This window comes from Pseudomonas siliginis (genome assembly GCF_024072275.1).
In the GTDB taxonomy this organism is placed as follows: Bacteria; Pseudomonadota; Gammaproteobacteria; order Pseudomonadales; family Pseudomonadaceae; genus Aquipseudomonas; species Aquipseudomonas siliginis.
On record NZ_CP099598.1, the window covers coordinates 1,535,013 to 1,551,682 of the forward strand.

Here is a 16,670-nt window from a genome sequence, read left to right on the forward strand (position 1 = left end):
TTGGCCGATATGACGCCGTGTCCTGCTTGCACGTGCGTGCCGGCTGCTGCTTAATACGGCACGGCTCATGGCCTCGAAAGACTTTCGATGACCGACAAACTATAAAAAGAGCACTCCTTTGACTGAGCACGGAACGCAACAGGCCGGGCAGGTGACGTTGTCGCTGGTGATCCCCGTTTTCAACGAGGCCGACAGCCTCGACAGCTTTCTTTCGCGCATCGACGACGTCTTTCAGACGCAGGCACTGATCGATCTTGAACTGGTCTTCATCAACGATGGCAGCACCGACACCACCCTTGAGCGCTTGCTTGAGCGGCAGCGGCAAGACTCGCGTCTGCGCATCGTCGATCTAAGCCGCAACTTCGGCAAGGAAGCGGCGTTGTCGGCCGGTCTGCAAATGGCCACCGGGCAGATCGTGGTTCCGATCGACGCCGATCTGCAGGACCCGCCGGAAGTCATTTTGCAGATGATCGAGCGCTGGCGCGAAGGTTACGAAGTGGTGCTGGGGCATCGTGTCAGCCGCCGCAGCGACACGTGGGCCAAATCGACCTCGGCCCACTGGTTCTATCGCCTGCACAACCGCATCGCCGAACAGCCGTTGCCGGAGAACGTTGGCGACTTCCGCTTGATGGACCGCTGCGTGGTCGATGCCTTGCTGACCCTGCCTGAGTCGCGACGCTTCATGAAAGGTCTGTTCGCCTGGGTCGGTTTCCGCACCACTCATGTCGACTACGAGCGCCCCGAGCGCGTGGCCGGGCAAAGCAAATTCAATGGCTGGCGGCTGTGGAACTTCGCCCTCGAAGGCATCACCAGTTTCAGCACCGAGCCGCTGCGGGTCTGGACTTACCTGGGGGCAACGGTTTCGCTGGTGTCGTTTGCGTTCGCCATGTTCATTGTCCTGCGCACACTGATCCACGGTGTCGACTTGCCTGGTTATGCCTCGCTGATGGTCGCAGTCACGTTCCTTGGCGGTCTGCAATTGATCGGCATTGGCGTACTCGGCGAATACCTTGGCCGCACCTATATCGAATCCAAACGCCGGCCGGTTTTTCTGGTGCGTCGCGTTTACGACCCCAAGGACTGACAGATGGATCTCAAGGAAACCGACATCCTCGGCGACAGCATCGATGAGCATTGGTATTACTGCTGCAAAGCGGCGGCGACCCGGCGATTGCTGGGTAACATGCCGATCCGACGAATACTCGATGTCGGTGCCGGCTCGGGGTTTTTCTCGCATCATCTGCTGACCCACACCGACGCGCATGAGGCGTGGTGCGTCGACATCAGTTACCCCGCCGATTCAAGCGCCACCACCGCGGGCAAACCGGTGCATTACCGCCGCGGCATCGACAGCATCGATGCCGATCTGGTGTTACTGATGGACGTGCTCGAGCATGTCGACGACGACCTCGGCCTGCTCAAAAACTATGTCGATAAAGTGCCTTCGGGCAGTCGTTTTCTGATGACGGTGCCGGCGTTTCAGTTTCTCTGGAGCGGTCATGATGATTTTCTTGAGCACAAGCGCCGCTACACCCTCACGCAATTCGAAACCCTGGCGGGCGATGCCGGTTTGACCGTGCAGCGCGGCGCCTACTATTTCGGTGCGGTGTTTCCTATCGCCGCAGCGTTGCGCCTGATACCTCAAGGTTCGCAAACCGCACGGCCGCAGTCGCAACTCAAGCGTCATCACCCGTGGGTCAACAGCGTGCTCAAGACTCTTTGCCGACTGGAGTTGCCGTTGATGGGCAGCAACCGGCTGGCCGGTTTGAGCGTCTTTGTGCTGGCGCAGAAACCGTGATCGACAGTGATCGTTCAGCGTTGGTTCGCCGTGGTCTGCGCTTTGCCCTGACCGGGCTGTTCGTCACTGCGCTGCATGCGCTGGTGGCCGTGATGTTCATCCGCTTCATCGCGCCCGAACCGCCGCTGGCCAATGGTTTCGCCTTTGCCGTGGCGACCGTTGTGTCTTATGTGATCAATACCACCTGGAGCTTTTCAGCTCGCCTGCACGGGCGCACGTTACTGCGCTTTGTGTCGGTCTCGGCGGGCGGTTTTCTATTGGCGATGCTGGTTGCCTGGGCGGCGCAAGTGGCGGGGTTGCATTATCTGCTCGGGATCGGTGCCGTGGCCATGACGGTGCCGGCGTTCACATTCGTTTTGCATAATTTCTGGACGTATCGATGAAGCTTTGCTCAACCTCTCGGGCGGCTGCGCTGTTGCCTGTGCTGCTAGGCATTCTGGCCTTTTTTATCGTGGTCGGCCCACGGGCGTTGAACCCGATGAACATTGCCTGGCTGGGCGACGGCGACCCAGCCACCCATTACCAGGGTTGGGTGTTTTTCCGGCACTCGCCATGGAGCTTTCCGCTGGGGCTCAATCCGTCTTATGGACTTGAATTGAGCAATGGCTTGATCTTTTCCGATTCCAATCCGCTGTTTGCCTTTCTGTTCAAGCCGTTTTCGGCGCTGTTGCCGGAGCCGTTTCAGTATTTCGGACTGTGGTTGCTGACCTGCTTCATTCTGCAGAGCTGGTTTGCCTGGAAACTGCTCGGCCTGGTGACCCGCGACGCGGTTCTGCGGTTGCTCGGCACCGGGCTGTTTTTATTCGTTCCGGCCATGCTGATCCGCATGAGCGTGCACCTGTCCCTGGGCGGGCATTTCATGTTGCTGGCCGCGCTGTACCTGGCGCTGCGGCCATTCACGCCAAAACGCTCTCTGGCCTGGGGAACGTTGCTGGCGGCGTCCGCGCTGATTCACGCCTATCTGCTGGCGATGATTGCGCTGATCTGGCTCGCCGATCTCGCAGCGCACACCCTGCGGCGACATCTGGCGCCGCGCAAAGCTGTGGCCGAACTGATCGGTCTGTTTTTGCTGGTGAGTCTGTGTTGCTGGCAGGCGGGCTACTTCAGCGTCGGCGATGACGGTCTGGCACTGATGGGCTACGGTCTGTTCCGCGCCAATGTGCTGAGCTTTTTCGACCCGGGAACCTGGTCGTTTGCCCTGCGCGACATGCCCGGTGTGTTGGGCGATGGTGACGGTTTTGCTTTCCTTGGTTTGGGTGTGGTGTTCCTGTTCATCTGCGCCTTCGCGGCATGGCTGCAACGCGGCACGGATGTTCACCTCAAGCCACGTCGCTACCCGTTGCTGTTGCTCGCGCTCGCCGGCCTGGCGCTGTTTGCGTTTTCCAACAACATCGGGGTCGGCCCATTCGAGTTGCACATCCCGCTGCCGGATGCGGTGGTGGCGGTGGCGACGATTTTTCGCGGTTCGGGGCGGATGATCTGGCCTGTCATGTACATGGCGATTTTCGCCATCCTGTACGTGGTGATTCGCGGGCACGCTGCGCGCACTGCGCGGGTTCTGCTGGGCATTGCCCTGGTGCTGCAAGTGGCGGATACGCGGTCCGGCTGGGGAGAGTCGCGCAACCTGTTCATGACCACGCCGGCGCCACAATGGCCGACGCCACTGGTTGATCCGTTCTGGGATCAGGCAGCCCGCCATTATCAGGCGGTGCGCTGGCTGCGCCCGGAGAATTATCCGGAGCAGTGGCGAACGCTGGCCGAGTATGCGGGACGCCATCATCTGCCGACCAATGCGGTCTACCTCGGCCGCATGAGTACCAAGGCCACCGAGGCGGCCCAAGCTGTGGCCGACCAGATGGTCAGCTCTGGTCAATACGCCACCGATACGCTGTATGTACTCGATAGCCGCACTGTGCTGCCGGCCGCGCTGACTCTCAATCGCGAGACTGACGTACTCGCCAGAATCGACGGTTTGAACGTGCTGGCGCCCGGCTGGAAGCGTTGCGCCGATTGCCCGCCCATCGTGGCCGCGGATCCCCTTACGCTGATTTCGCCAATGAAGTCGAACGAGCGCGTGACCTTCAACGTTACCAGCCTGGCGACGTTTTTCCTCGGCAGCGGATGGTCGAAAAGCGAACCGTGGGGTACGTGGTCCGAGGGCAGTGAATCGCAAATCATTCTGCGGCCCGAGGCCCCGGTGAGATCATTTGTGCTGGAAGCCAACGCTTTGATTGCGCCGTCGCATACCGAACAGGGGCTGGAGATTAGCGTCAACGATGTGCCGGTGCTCTCCACCCGCTTGCTCAAGGCCGAAGCGAACGTTGTCAGCGTTGATCTGCCAGCGGAAGTCCAGCAGCGCATTGAGCGTGAAGGCGTGCTGGTGATTCGTTTCCAGCACGCCGATGCCGTCAGCCCGAGAGCGCTGGGCATGGGACTCGATCCGCGCAAACTGGCCATTGGCATTCTGGCGTTGACGCTTCATTGACCCTTCAGTGACTGTTCGGCGCAGCGGCCCATAGACGCGGTTCTTGGGCCTTTCTACACTGCCGCTATTCCGGGGAGCAGGGGCAAAGGATGAACCGCAATGAACTACGCAAGGCCGACATCAACCTGATGGTGGTGTTCGAGACCCTGATGCTCGAACGCAACGTGACCCGCGCGGCGGAGAAACTGTTCCTCGGCCAGCCGACCATCAGCTCGGCGCTCAACCGTTTGCGCACGATGCTCAACGATCCGCTGTTCATCCGCGTCGGCCATCGCATGGAGCCGACGGCCCGCGCTGAAGATATTTACCGCCATCTCAAACCGGCACTGGATTCACTGTCGGCGGCGCTGAGCCTGACCCGCGATTTCGATCCCGCGACGAGCACCATGACCTTTCGCATCGGCCTGTCCGACGACGTCGAATTCGGCCTGCTGCCGCCGCTGTTGCGCGCGTTGCGCCAAGAGGCGCCGAGCGTGGTGTTCGTGGTGCAGCATGTCGATTACTGGCGCATTCCCGACCTGCTCGCTGCCGGCGATATCACCGTCGGCATCAGCCAGACCCGTGGCCTGCCGGCCAACGCCAAACGCAAACTGCTGCGGCATATCCAGCCAAGCATCCTGCGCGCCGATGCCTCTGATACGCCGCTGACCCTCGACGAATATTGCGCCCGCCCGCATGTGCTGGTGTCACACACGGCCAATGTCAGTGGCTACGCCGATGAGTGGCTGGCGGAACTGGGCCGCACGCGGCAGGTGGTGTTGTCGGTGCCGCAATACAGCGCACTGCCGGCTTTGCTGGCCGGCACCGACCTGATCGCCAGCCTGCCGGATTACACCGCAGCGGCGATGGCGGCGTCCGGGGCGCTGTTCCAGGAACCGTTCCCGTTCAAGACGCCAACACTGGACCTGTCGATGGTCTGGCTCAGCCACGTCGACAGCGACCCTGCCGAACGCTGGCTGCGCTCGCGGCTGGAAGCATTCATGAGTGAACGGCCGCTTATTCAGATCTAACAGATGCCACGTATCCCTGTGGGAGCGAGCCTGCTCGCGAAGCGGTTCAGCAGGCGCGGGTGTGCAAACTGAAAGGACGCTTTCGCGAGCAGGCTCGCTCCCACAAATGACGCTGTGTGATTGTGGTATATGTACGCCCCGCATCCGCCGACTGGAGATCCGCAATGCCACACCTGCACATGGAATACACCGCCAACCTGACGCAGTTGAACGCTGACATCGCCCTGATCCGGCTCAACAACACGCTGGTCGGTTCCGGTCAGTTCGGCGCGGAGTTCGATATCAAGAGCCGCGCGATCAAGATCGACAACTTCAAGGTCGGCACGGCGCAGGGCGAGCGTGCCTTCGTCCATGTGAAACTGGCCTTGCTCAGCGGGCGCTCGGCGGAGATCAAGAAGCAGCTCTCGCAAAGTCTGCTGGCAGTGTTGCAGGAACTCTGCGAATGGCCGGCCGGGCTCGAAGTGCAACTGTGCGTGGAACTGCTCGACATCGATCGCGAGTCCTACAGCAAAGCCGCCATCGGCATCTGACGTTCAGGCGTTTTCCAGCTCGCTGCACACCTGAATCACCTGCTCGCGCAGCCAGACGTTGGCGCTGTCCTGATCGGCGCTCTGGCTCCACTGCATGTCGAGGGTGAAACCCGGCAGGCCGTTGGGCGCTTCGCAGTGGTTGAACACTGCGTCGTTGGTCAGCAGACGCTGGATACGCCGGGGCAGGGTGAGGATGAAATCGGTGCCGGTGATCATCTTCAACGCGGCGCTGTAGCTGTTCGATCGGGCCACTATCTGGCGCTTTTGCGCTTGCCGCGCCAGCCAGCCGTCGACCATGTTGGTGCTTGAAGTCCACGGCGTTGGAAACACATGCCGACGTTCGGTGAATGCTTGCAGGCTCAGGCGCGGTTCGAGTGGTGTGGCGCGTTTGTCGAAGACGCAGACCAGGTCATCTTCCAGCAACATCCGGGATTTCAGATCCGCATGCTGGCGGTGAAAGTGCGGGCCGAAACTGATCACCAGATCGAGGCTGCCGTCGCGCAACTCTTCGGCCGGAACGTCGGTTTCAAACTTGTGCATGTTGACCATCACTGGCAAGTCGTCGAAATCGAAGCGCTTCAACAGTCGCGGCAGAATCAATTGCTCGAAGTATTCCGGGGCGCAGATGTTGAAAGTCACCGCCTGCCGGCTCGGGTCGAAGGCCGGGGCACCGGCGTGGCAGAGGTTGATGCTTTCGAGGATTTTCTGCACATGGCCGTACATGCTGCAGGCCTTGTAGGTCGGGCGCATGCCGGTGCGGGTGTTGATGAACAGTTCGTCTTCGAAACTGGTGCGCAGTTTCTTCAGGCAATAACTGACGGTGGACTGGCTGACGAACAGGGTTTCCGAGACATCGGTGACACTGCTCTGCTCGTACACGGCGACGAATACCATCAAGTCCTGCATATCGAGCTTGCGAAGCAAATTACTGTTCAGCATGAGTTCCGTCTCGCTGTGCCCCTTGCGCAGAATTCGCGCAAACGTGTGCGTACGATCCTAACGGAACGATGGTGCCAGGAGAAACCTTTGTAGGACATTTCACGGACACATGTGGGACAGAAACTTTTAGCAACACGACGTTGCCAATCTCGTGCGCAAAAGATGGCCAGAGGCCTCTAGCCCGGGCAGGGCAAGCGACGTGTGTAGTCGCGAGGGTTGAAGCGCACAACCATCAGCAGCATGAGCACCATTACCGCAGTCAGCGCCCACCACGCACCTTCGAAACTGCCCAGCCGATCGCGAATGATCCCTGCCAACAGCGGCGACAGTCCTGCGATCAGATAACCGATCCCCTGTACAAACGCGGTCAGGCCACCGGCGCGCTGCGGCTCGTCGCAGTGATCCAGCGCGGCGATCAGGCTCATCGGAAACAGACCGCCAATCCCCAACCCCAACAGACAAGGCCATAACAGGGCCAGAGTTAGCGGGGCGAGAATCAGCCCGCAGAAACCGCCGATGATCAGCAACAGCAGAACCGCCAATATCCCACGCCTATCACGACTGCGATTGGCGATCGCCGGCACTACCAGCCCGGAAATGACCTCCATCGCTGTAAGAAAACCCAACATCAACCCGGCGTTTTGTTCACTCCAGCCTTTTTCCACGTAGTACGGGGCCAGCCAGGCGAGGACGCAGGTGTAGGACGCCGTACCGAGGCCAAAGAAAATCGCCAGCAACCAGGCGCGACGGCGCGTGATGAAAGACTCCCGCTGGGTCACCCTTGATAGGGCTTGCGCTGGCTGCAAGCACCAGACCAGCAACGCGACCAATGCCAACGCCGCCCAGATGGCCAGCCCGACGCGCCAACTGCCGGTCTGCACCATCACCAGCGGCGCGAACGATGCGGCAATCGCGGCGCCGCCCATGATCGAAGTCACGTAGATGCCCATGCACAACGCCACGTTGTCAGCAAAGCGCGTCTTGATCAGCGCCGGCATCAATGCCTGAATCAGGGCTATGCCAATACCGGCCAGTATCGCGCTGACGATCAGCTCGCCCGCAGAATCGATAAACAGCCGTGACAGGCTCGCCAGCCCGATGACAAGCAGCGACAGCAGCACCGTGCGTTGTTCGCCCAGACGCTGGCTGATGCGCAGGCCGAAGAACATCGCCAGCCCCATGGCCATGACCGGCAGCATCGTCAGCAAAGAGGCAAGCGTGAAGCTCAACGGTATATCGCTACGGATCGCCGACAGCAGCGGCCCGATGGCTGCCATTGAGGGGCGCAGATTAAGTGCAACAAGAATGATCGCGAGTATCAGCCAAGCGGCGGGGCGGGAGTGATTCATCAGCAGGCCTTTGAGTGGGGAGGCTGATGATTAGGCGTCGCGGCGCGCGCATCGGCAAATCAGAAAACCCCGGGCCAGACCTAAAAACTCGATAACACCCCTGTCCCGATGTGGGAGCGAGCCTGCTCGCGAATGCGTTCCTCCAGACAGACATTCATTTGCTGACATTGCGCTTTCGCGAGCAGGCTCGCTCCCACAGAGGACATTGTGAAGTGCCTGAAACTGAATAAACCCTGAACCATTCTCAAATACTCGCAAACTTTCACGTTCGTACTCCGAGGCAACTAATCATTAGCATCTTTTTCACGAAAAATTGATCCATGCCTGCCTAAAGTTTGGCATGCCTCGGTGAATGAAGTTTTCACACTTGACGAGGCTCTTCTTTCAGGAACAGTCACTCATCATGCTGAAGTTAAAAGCCGTGCGCCCGGAATGGGTGACGTTGTCTGCCAGCGCCTTTTTGTTGCTCGGTTTCAATCTGGTGCTTTGGCAACACCTGTTCGAGATCACCGCCGCCGATGGCAAGGGCATCGCCATGCGCGTGGCGTTCGGCGTGATGATCCTTGCCGCGTTCAATATCGTGCTGACGATATTCGCGTTCCGGCCACTGCTTAAACCACTTTTGACTCTTTTGTTTTTAGTCAGCGCCGGCGTGGCTTATTTCATGAGCCAATATGGCGTCATGATTGATGCGGGCATGTTGCGCAACTTTGCCGAGACCAACGCGACGGAAGTGCGTGATCTGCTTTCGTTGAAGTTGTTCGCTTATATTCTCTTGCTGGGTGTTTTGCCGTGTTTGTTGTTGTGGAAGGTACCGGTCAATTATCGGCGCTGGCATCGCGAGTTGTTCAGCAAAGTTATTGTCAGTGTTGCCTCGGCGGCGGTAATCGGTGTTGTGGCATTGGCCAACTATCAAGGGTTGTCGTCGCTGTTTCGCAATCACCACGAAATTCGCCTGATGCTGGTGCCGAGCAATTACATCGGCGCATCCATTGGTTATCTGCAAGAGCAAGTTGTCTCGGCGCAGCAGCCGTTCATCAAGATCGGCGAAGATGCCCTGCGCAACCCCGACTTGCAGCTACAGCCACGCAAATCCCTCACCGTGCTGGTAGTGGGGGAAAGTGCGCGAGCGCAGAACTTCGGCATTCTCGGTTACGACCGAGACACCACCCCGCAACTGGACAAAGAGGCTGGCCTGATCGCCTTCACTGACGTGCATTCCTGCGGCACGGAAACCGCAGTCTCGGTACCGTGCATGTTCTCCAACATGGGCCGCAAGGATTACAACGCCAGCAAGGCCAAGAACGAAGAAGGCTTGCTCGATGTGCTCAAGCGCGCCGGCATTGATGTGATCTGGCGCGATAACCAGTCCGGCTGCAAAGGCACTTGCGACCGCGTCACGGTGCAGGATGTCAGCAAGTTGCAAGACCCGGCGTTGTGCGCCAACAGCGAATGTCGCGATGAAATCCTCCTGCAAGGGCTGCAAAGTTTTATCGATCACTTGGACAAGGACACCGTCCTGGTTCTGCACCAGATGGGCAGTCACGGCCCGGACTACTTCAAGCGGTATCCCAAGGAGTACGAACACTTCACTCCGGTCTGTGAAAGTAACGCGCTGAACAATTGCAGCCGCGAAAGTATCGTAAACGGTTACGACAACACCTTGGTCTACACCGACCATGTGCTGGCGAGCCTGATCGATGTGCTGCGCAGCAATCAGGACAAAGTCGACACCGCCATGCTCTATCTGTCGGACCACGGCGAATCGCTGGGCGAGTACAACCTGTTTCTGCACGGCACGCCTTATATGCTGGCGCCCGAGCAACAGAAGCATGTAGCGATGCTGGCGTGGTTCTCTGACAGCTATCAGAAGGCCTATTCGGTCGACACCCATTGCCTGCAACTGAGCCGGGACAAGCCGCTTAGCCAGGACAATCTGTTCCACTCGATGCTCGGCCTGCTGGAAGTACGCAGCAGCGTCTATCAACCTGCCTTGGACATGTTTGCCGGCTGTCGTGGCGCGGTGATCGACGGCGTGTTGGCCAAGCAGTGAAGCGTTTCCTGCCCGTCGCGCCAATGCGACGGGCCTTTCTGTTTCTGCTGTCAGACTATTCTTGCTGACAGGCAAGACATTTCCTTACAGCTCTTGCCCTTCAAAGGCGCGTAAATCGTCGGTGGCGATATATACTGCGCGCCATTCTTCAAGGGAGAGCCGTGTGGCTATCGATATTCACTGGATTCGCGACAACGAAAGCCTCGCGCAGTTTTGCGCCGAGTGGCAGCAGCTGCCGTTCGTTGCCCTCGACACCGAATTCATGCGGGTCGACACCTTCTATCCGATTGCCGGCCTGTTGCAGATCGGCGACGGCAAACGCGCCTACCTGATCGACCCGCTGACCATCAACGCCTGGCAACCGCTGGCCGAGTTGCTGGAAAACCCGGCGGTGCTGAAAGTCCTGCACGCCTGCAGCGAAGACCTCGAAGTACTGTTGCGCCTGACCGGCAGCCTGCCGGCGCCTCTGTTCGACACGCAACTGGCCGCCGCTTACCTGAACCTCGGCTTTTCGATGGGCTACTCGCGTCTGGTGCAGGAGGTGCTCGGCATCGACCTGCCAAAGGGCGAAACCCGTTCCGACTGGTTGCAGCGCCCGCTGTCCGAAACCCAGATCAGCTATGCCGCCGAAGATGCCGTGCATCTGGCCGAGGTGTTCGTCGAGTTGCGGCCCAAGCTGTCCGACGACAAGTTCGCCTGGGTGCTGGAGGATGGCGCCGAACTGGTCGCCAACCTGCGCCGCGAAACCGATCCTTACGAGGTGTATCGCGAGGCGAAACTGGCATGGAAGTTGTCCCGTGCACAACTCGCCGTGCTGCGTGAGCTGTGCGCCTGGCGCGAAAAAGAAGCCCGCGCCCGCGACCTGCCGCGCAACCGCATCGTCCGTGAACACTCGCTGTGGCCCTTGGCCCGCACGCAGCCGGATAACCTCGCGGCGCTGGGCAAGATTGAAGACATGCACCCGCGTACCGTACGTCAGGACGGTCAGTTTCTGCTTGATCTGATCAAGCGCTCTGGCAGTGTGGGGCCAGATCAATGGCCGCCGGCAGTGCCGGAGCCGTTGCCGATCGAAGCCGCTGCGCTGATCAAGCAACTGCGCGCGCTGGGTCAGGCCGAGGCCGAACGCCTGGGTATTGCCCCGGAACTGATGCTGCGCAAGAAAACCCTCGAAGCCCTGGTCAAAAGCGGCTTCCCCGAGGGGCCTTACCAATTGCCCGATTCGCTGCGTGGCTGGCGCCGCGAATTGCTCGGCCAGAAGCTGCTCGACAGCCTGGCCACCGCCGGAGAACAGCCTTGAAACGTATTTGCTCCATCTACCAAAGCTCCAAGCGCAGCGGCATGTATCTCTACGTGCTCAAGAGCGATGCGCTCGAGCGCGTGCCGGAAGCGCTGATGACGGCTTTTGGCAAAGCGAAGCATTCCTTCGATCTGGTGCTGTCGCCCGAGCGCAAGCTGGCCAGCGAAGACATCACCGTGGTTCTGGAAAACCTCGACAAGCAGGGCTATCACCTGCAAATGCCACCGGCCGAGGACGAGTACATCGAGCACTTGCCCGAAGAGTTGCTGCGACGCAACGACCCGGTCTGACCCGCGAGGCCCTGTTCTGGGCCTCGGTTAACCCTGGAACTGTTTTTACCGCGATGGCCGGCCCGAACCCGGCGGCTGTCTGCACGGTTTGCGAAAGGTTTGAAGATGCGCGTTCTGATTGCCGAACACGACTACGCGATATACGCCCGCCTGCTGCGTCAGGCGCTGCCCGAGCTTGAAATCCTGACCAGCGGCGACTCCGCCGAACTGGCGCGTCAGGCCGCCGATTGCCCGGTGTGGCTGGGCCAGCCGGATCTGCTGGCGACCTTGCTGCGCCAGGGCCATCAACCGCAATGGCTGCAATCGACCTGGGCCGGCATCACGCCGCTGCTCGCCGACGGCCTGCGCCGCGACTATCGTCTGACCCGCGCCGTGGGGATTTTCGGTCAGGTCATGGCTGAATACGTGCTGACCTACATCCTCGGCCACGAACGCGAAGTGCTGGCGCGGCTGGTCAGCCAGGTCGAGCGCAAGTGGGACAACCGCAGCGGCCAGAGTCTGGTAGGGCGCAAGGTGCTGATCGTCGGCACCGGTGACATCGGCCAGAGCGTTGCGCAGTTTCTGCGGCCGTTCGGCGTCGAGCTGTACGGTATCGCCAGCAGTGCCCGCGAACAGGCGCCATTTGTCGAAGTCGGCGCGCTGGCCGATCTTCCGCGATTGGTGGGCGAAGTGGATTACGTGGTCAATCTGCTGCCGAACACCGAACACACCCACGATATCTACGACGCGGCGCTGTTCAAGCAATTCAAGCCGACCGGATTGTTCATCAACGCCGGGCGTGGTGTCGCAGTGGTCGATGCCGATCTGGTAGAAGCCTTGAAAGAAGGGCATCTGGCCGGCGCGGTGATCGACGTTTGCCGTCAGGAGCCATTGCCGCAACGTCACCCGTTCTGGACCGCGTGGGGCTTGTTGCTGACCGGGCACAGTTCGGCACCGACCTCGCCGGCGCTGATGGTGGATTTGTTTGTGCAGAACTTGAAAGCGTACGAGGCGGGTGAGGCGTTGCGTGGCGAGGTGGATTTCACCCGCGGTTACTGACTCTCCACCGATTTCACTGTGGGAGCGAGCCTGCTCGCGAAGAGGGCGTGTCAGTCGACAACAGCGTGTCTGACACAGCGCTTTCGCGAGCAGGCTCGCTCCCACTTTGGTTTCAAAGTGTAGCCACCAGTTTGCTCAGCGGGCGGCGCTGGTGCGGACAAGCGGATTTACCGGCAGTCGCCAGCGCTTGGCCCCCACGCCCGCTGGCACTAGACTGGCGACCATTTCACCACCTTGATGTTGATGCTTGAGCCATGGCCGCCATAGTCGAACCGTTCTGGAAACGCAAAACCCTCGATCAACTCGATCACGAGGAATGGGAATCGCTGTGCGACGGCTGCGGTCTGTGCTGCCTGCAAAAGCTCGAGGACGAAGAAGACAACAGCGTCTATTACACGCGCATCGCCTGCAAACTGCTGGATCTGAAAACCTGCCAGTGCAGCGATTATCCGAACCGGATCAAGTTTGTCCCTGACTGCATTCAGCTCACGCCGGGTCAGGCGGAGGAATTCAAGTGGCTGCCGCCGACCTGTGGTTATCGTCTGGTCAGCGAGGGCAAGGATCTGCCGTTATGGCATCACCTGGTGTGTGGCGACCGCGACGCGGTGCACCATGAGCGGATTTCCCAGTCCGGGCGCATGCTCGCCGAAGGCAGCGTGCCGGAGGATGACTGGGAAGATCATCTGATTTTTCGCGCGGGCTGATGAGATGGTGAGTTGTTGAACCCGTAAAGATCAAAAGATCGCAGCCTTCGGCAGCTCCTACAATGGAAAACGTGACTCCGTTTAGGAGCTGCCGCAGGCTGCGATCTTTTGCTTTAAAGCCTCAGACGCCGGCTTTCGGCGAGGTCAGCGAATCATTGCCGGTAACGGTTGCCGTTTCGGTGGCTACTTCGGCATTGGTCTTCAACTTGCTCAGTTCTTCCCCGGCGCGTTCGATCTTCGCCCGCACGTTGTTCATGTCCTGACGGCCTTTTTCCAACAGGCTTTTCGCCGAGCAGTGCCCGGTGATGCCACGGGCTACGGCCATGCCGCCGAGTGCCACTTGCAGCAGGCCGAATACGCCGCCACGGCGCAGGCCCTTGCCGACCATCAGCACGCCGCCGGTCAACGAGCCGATGCGCTCCCAGCCATGCACATTCTTGTGCGAAGGCGACTGGAACGGGGTGGATTCGATGCGTTCTACGCGTTTGAGCTCGCTCATGATCTATCTCCAGGCAGGGTGCGATTGATAGATAAGCTGACTGCCATGGCGGTCAGCTTGTTCCATCGAATGTGCGACGCTTCAGCGGAATTTCGGCCCGGAGCGCGTGTTCAGGCCCTTGGCCATGCGGTCGTAGAGCACGACGTTGACCGTGGCGGCGAGATTCATGCAGCCGGTGGTGGGGATGTACACGACGTCTTCGCACCAGTCGCGAATCTCTTTATCCAGCGAGCCGTCTTCCGGGCCGAAGATGTAGAGGGCGCGGTCGGGGTGGGTGTATTCCGGCAGCGGCCGTGCGCCTTCGACCAGCTCTACCGCGACGGGCACGCAGTTGAGCGGAAGGATTTTTTTCAGGTCGTCGATGCCGATCAACGGGATGTCGTAGTGCACGCGCTTGGTGTCGGTGACGAAATCGGCCGCGCGTTCATAACGCTTGCCGGTGTAGAACACCGACGCCACGCCGTAACAGCCTGCGGCGCGCATCACCGAACCGACGTTCTCCGGTGATTTGGGGTTATACAAACCAATGCAGCTGTACCGTTTGTCTGCCACGAGCGGGGTGCCTTCGGGAAAAAGAGGGCGATTATACGGGGATTGGGGGAGGGCGGGCAGATTCGAGATTTGTGGTGCCTGGCCGGCCGCCTTCGCGAGCAGGCTCGCTCCCACAGGGGAACGCATTTCAACTGTGGGAGCGAGCCTGCTCGCGAAAGGGCCAGCTCAGGCGATGAAGATCTTCAATCTTCTTTTTTCATCAAGCCAGCCAGGGCCGCAAACGGGTTATGCGTGGCCTTGGCGATCTTCGGTGTGCTCAGCGAGCCGTCGCCGAAATACTGCTGATCGGTGTAACGCGAGTGCTCGTTGTCGTGGCAATACAGGCACAACAGCTCCCAGTTCGAGCCGTCCTGCGGGTTGTTGTCGTGGTTGTGGTCACGGTGATGCACAGTCAGTTCGCTCAGGCGCTTGCCGGAAAACTCACGGGCGCAGCGGCCGCAGACGTGTGGGTACATCTTCAGGGCTTTGTCGCGGTAGCCCATTTCCTTGTCGCGCTGGTTGTCGGCGAGGATGCGGTCCAGCTTCGACGTGTTGGTGGGGGTGGACGAACTCATGGGTTCACCTTTGCAGAAAGACTGATGACGGTTATGCGCAGAGTTTAGCTCAGCCCTTGAGCTTCTCGGCAATCCAGATCGTGTGACGGGTGCCCTTGTTGCCGTGGGCGAAGACCTGGACTTCTTCGGCCTTGAAACCGGCCTTCTTCAATTTGTCGGAAAACTGTCGGTCGGCGCTGGCCGACCATACCGCGAGAACACCTTTGGGGCGCAGCGCCTTGGCGCAGGCATTCAGACCTGCGGCGGAATACAGCCAGCTGTTGGCCTTTTGAGTCAGGCCTTCGGGGCCGTTGTCGACGTCAAGCATGATCGCATCGAAACCGTTCGGCTCGCTTTGCAGCACGTTGGCCACATCTTCCTGACGGATCACCGTGCGCGGGTCAAGCAATGGCCGACCGGACTTCTCCCCGAGCGGGCCGCGATTCCACTCGACTACGCCGGGCACCAGCTCAGCGACCACCACTTCGGCGGACTTGCCCAGGTGCTTGAGTGCCGAGGCGAGGGTGAAACCCATACCCAGGCCACCGATCAACACCCGCGAATTCGACCGGCCGGCGACCTTGCGGCAGGGAATTTCTGCCAGTGCGTCCTCGGAACCGTGCATGCGCGTGTTCATCAACTGTCCGCCGTCGCCGCCCTGGATCTTGATGACGAAATCCTCGCCATACTCGAACAGGCACAGGGCACCGCCGTTTTCAGGGATCGGGGTGGTGTCGAGCAGAACGAAACGTTTCATGGAAATCTCTAAAGGGGGGAAGGCAAGCAGGCGCGTTGGGAGTAGCCTGAGCACAGACTAAAGGCCAAACGGAGCCCTTGATGAAGCGCACCATTCTAACGGTCATTACCCTGGCCGCGCTCGCGATTACTGCAGTGCAGGCCCAGCAGAGCGTTCCGGTCAGCCCGACGCCGCAGCCCGGCTCGCCCGGCACCGCGACGCCGACACCGTATCCGCAGATCACCCCGATCACCCTGCCCAAGTCGGGCGCCGGTAGCGGCAGCCCGCCACTGGTGCCGATTGAAATGCCCAGCCCGCCGAGCAAGGATCAACCTGTGCCGGGCATCGAGCCGAACGGCAACAAGGTCAAATCCCCGGGCGGCTAAACCTGTTGCGCGGCGAGCTGGCCATCGGCCATGCGCAGGCGTTTGGACAGCGAGACGGCGAGGGCGCGGATGATTTTTGCGGCGATTTTCGGTGCGTCGTTGAGCATTTTCTCCAGCGAGTCCTTGCCCAGATTGAGCAACTGACAATTGCTCGCCGCGATGCAGGTAGCCGAGCGGCGCTCGCCATCGAGCACGGCCATTTCACCGAAGGCCCGGCCGCTGCGCAGGGTGGCCATGGTGATGACCTGGCCGTCAGCGCCGGTTTTCTGCACGGCGACCTGGCCGGTGTGAATGATGCACATGAAACTGCCGGCATCGCCCTCGCGAAAAATCGCCTCGCCTTCAGCCACGGTGCTGATGCTGAAATAGCCGGAAGCGGCCGCGAAGTCGGCCAGCTGCAATTGATCGAACAGGCCACAGTCCATCAGCCAGTCGCGGATTTCGTTGTTCAGAAAGGTCGGTTCAGACATG

The 16,670-nt window shown here is 60.2% G+C and carries 19 protein-coding genes; 12 read left to right on the top strand and 7 right to left on the bottom strand.

Going from position 1 to position 16,670, the window contains the following annotated elements:
- Positions 1-118: 118 nt before the first annotated feature.
- The 6 genes from NF676_RS07310 (at position 119) to NF676_RS07335 (ending at position 5,823) form a co-directional block, all read left to right on the top strand.
- Entirely contained in the window at positions 119-1,084 is a 966-nt protein-coding gene (locus NF676_RS07310; protein ID WP_150636528.1) for a glycosyltransferase family 2 protein, read from the top strand.
- 3 nt (positions 1,085-1,087) lie between these two features.
- Positions 1,088-1,798, top strand: coding sequence for a class I SAM-dependent methyltransferase (locus NF676_RS07315; RefSeq protein WP_252887455.1), 711 nt, complete (start codon positions 1,088-1,090; stop codon positions 1,796-1,798).
- The gene (locus NF676_RS07320) at positions 1,795-2,181 is read left to right on the top strand and encodes a GtrA family protein (RefSeq protein WP_252877648.1); all 387 of its coding nucleotides are present in this window, start codon (positions 1,795-1,797) and stop codon (positions 2,179-2,181) included. The genes NF676_RS07315 and NF676_RS07320 overlap by 4 nt, the downstream gene beginning before the upstream one ends.
- Positions 2,178-4,283, top strand: coding sequence for a DUF6311 domain-containing protein (locus tag NF676_RS07325; protein WP_252887456.1), 2,106 nt, complete (start codon positions 2,178-2,180; stop codon positions 4,281-4,283). Before NF676_RS07320 ends, NF676_RS07325 begins: the two co-directional genes overlap by 4 nt.
- A gap of 89 nt (positions 4,284-4,372) precedes the next feature.
- Positions 4,373-5,293: a LysR substrate-binding domain-containing protein gene (locus NF676_RS07330; protein ID WP_056783563.1), complete on the top strand. Its 921-nt coding sequence runs from the start codon at positions 4,373-4,375 to the stop codon at positions 5,291-5,293.
- Positions 5,294-5,457: 164 nt separating this feature from the next.
- Complete coding sequence (locus NF676_RS07335) at positions 5,458-5,823, top strand: 5-carboxymethyl-2-hydroxymuconate Delta-isomerase (RefSeq protein ID WP_041478855.1); 366 nt, start codon at positions 5,458-5,460, stop codon at positions 5,821-5,823.
- 3 nt (positions 5,824-5,826) lie between these two features.
- Here the strand turns inward: NF676_RS07335 and NF676_RS07340 are convergent, their stop codons facing one another.
- Positions 5,827-6,762: a LysR family transcriptional regulator gene (locus NF676_RS07340; protein WP_252887457.1), complete on the bottom strand. Its 936-nt coding sequence runs from the start codon at positions 6,760-6,762 to the stop codon at positions 5,827-5,829.
- Positions 6,763-6,938: 176 nt separating this feature from the next.
- Entirely contained in the window at positions 6,939-8,111 is a 1,173-nt protein-coding gene (locus NF676_RS07345; RefSeq protein WP_252887458.1) for a cyanate transporter, read from the bottom strand.
- A 403-nt stretch (positions 8,112-8,514) separates the two neighbouring features.
- Here NF676_RS07345 and NF676_RS07350 point away from each other — a divergent pair, with 403 nt between their 5' ends.
- The 5 genes from NF676_RS07350 to NF676_RS07370 all read left to right on the top strand — a co-directional run bounded on the left by NF676_RS07350 (position 8,515) and on the right by NF676_RS07370 (position 13,493).
- Positions 8,515-10,164, top strand: coding sequence for a phosphoethanolamine transferase (locus tag NF676_RS07350; RefSeq protein ID WP_056783573.1), 1,650 nt, complete (start codon positions 8,515-8,517; stop codon positions 10,162-10,164).
- A 163-nt stretch (positions 10,165-10,327) separates the two neighbouring features.
- On the top strand, positions 10,328-11,461 hold the full coding sequence (gene rnd, locus NF676_RS07355; RefSeq protein ID WP_056783576.1) for a ribonuclease D: 1,134 nt from the start codon (positions 10,328-10,330) through the stop codon (positions 11,459-11,461).
- Positions 11,458-11,751, top strand: a complete 294-nt coding sequence (locus tag NF676_RS07360) for a YcgL domain-containing protein (protein WP_041478850.1) — start codon at positions 11,458-11,460, stop codon at positions 11,749-11,751. Before rnd ends, NF676_RS07360 begins: the two co-directional genes overlap by 4 nt.
- A 105-nt stretch (positions 11,752-11,856) precedes the next feature.
- Positions 11,857-12,789: a D-2-hydroxyacid dehydrogenase gene (locus tag NF676_RS07365; protein ID WP_041478849.1), complete on the top strand. Its 933-nt coding sequence runs from the start codon at positions 11,857-11,859 to the stop codon at positions 12,787-12,789.
- 254 nt (positions 12,790-13,043) lie between these two features.
- Positions 13,044-13,493, top strand: a complete 450-nt coding sequence (locus NF676_RS07370) for a YcgN family cysteine cluster protein (RefSeq protein ID WP_016771232.1) — start codon at positions 13,044-13,046, stop codon at positions 13,491-13,493.
- Positions 13,494-13,614: 121 nt separating this feature from the next.
- Here NF676_RS07370 and NF676_RS07375 read toward each other — a convergent pair whose 3' ends face one another.
- The 4 genes from NF676_RS07375 to NF676_RS07390 form a co-directional block, all read right to left on the bottom strand.
- Complete coding sequence (locus tag NF676_RS07375) at positions 13,615-13,992, bottom strand: YgaP family membrane protein (RefSeq protein ID WP_236167964.1); 378 nt, start codon at positions 13,990-13,992, stop codon at positions 13,615-13,617.
- Between the two features lie 81 nt (positions 13,993-14,073).
- Positions 14,074-14,544, bottom strand: coding sequence for an RNA methyltransferase (locus tag NF676_RS07380; RefSeq protein WP_007911337.1), 471 nt, complete (start codon positions 14,542-14,544; stop codon positions 14,074-14,076).
- 182 nt (positions 14,545-14,726) lie between these two features.
- Positions 14,727-15,098: a YajD family HNH nuclease gene (locus NF676_RS07385; RefSeq protein ID WP_003222612.1), complete on the bottom strand. Its 372-nt coding sequence runs from the start codon at positions 15,096-15,098 to the stop codon at positions 14,727-14,729.
- A 49-nt stretch (positions 15,099-15,147) separates the two neighbouring features.
- A complete protein-coding gene (locus tag NF676_RS07390; RefSeq protein WP_056783581.1) occupies positions 15,148-15,834 on the bottom strand; it encodes a spermidine synthase in 687 nt (228 codons plus the stop codon).
- Between the two features lie 80 nt (positions 15,835-15,914).
- Between NF676_RS07390 and NF676_RS07395 the strand changes: the two genes are divergently transcribed.
- A complete protein-coding gene (locus NF676_RS07395; RefSeq protein ID WP_016771228.1) occupies positions 15,915-16,199 on the top strand; it encodes a hypothetical protein in 285 nt (94 codons plus the stop codon).
- On the opposite strand, the gene NF676_RS07400 is transcribed toward NF676_RS07395, so the two are convergent.
- Positions 16,196-16,669, bottom strand: coding sequence for a cyclic nucleotide-binding domain-containing protein (locus tag NF676_RS07400; RefSeq protein WP_016771227.1), 474 nt, complete (start codon positions 16,667-16,669; stop codon positions 16,196-16,198). The genes NF676_RS07395 and NF676_RS07400 overlap by 4 nt on opposite strands.
- Position 16,670 lies beyond the last annotated feature (1 nt).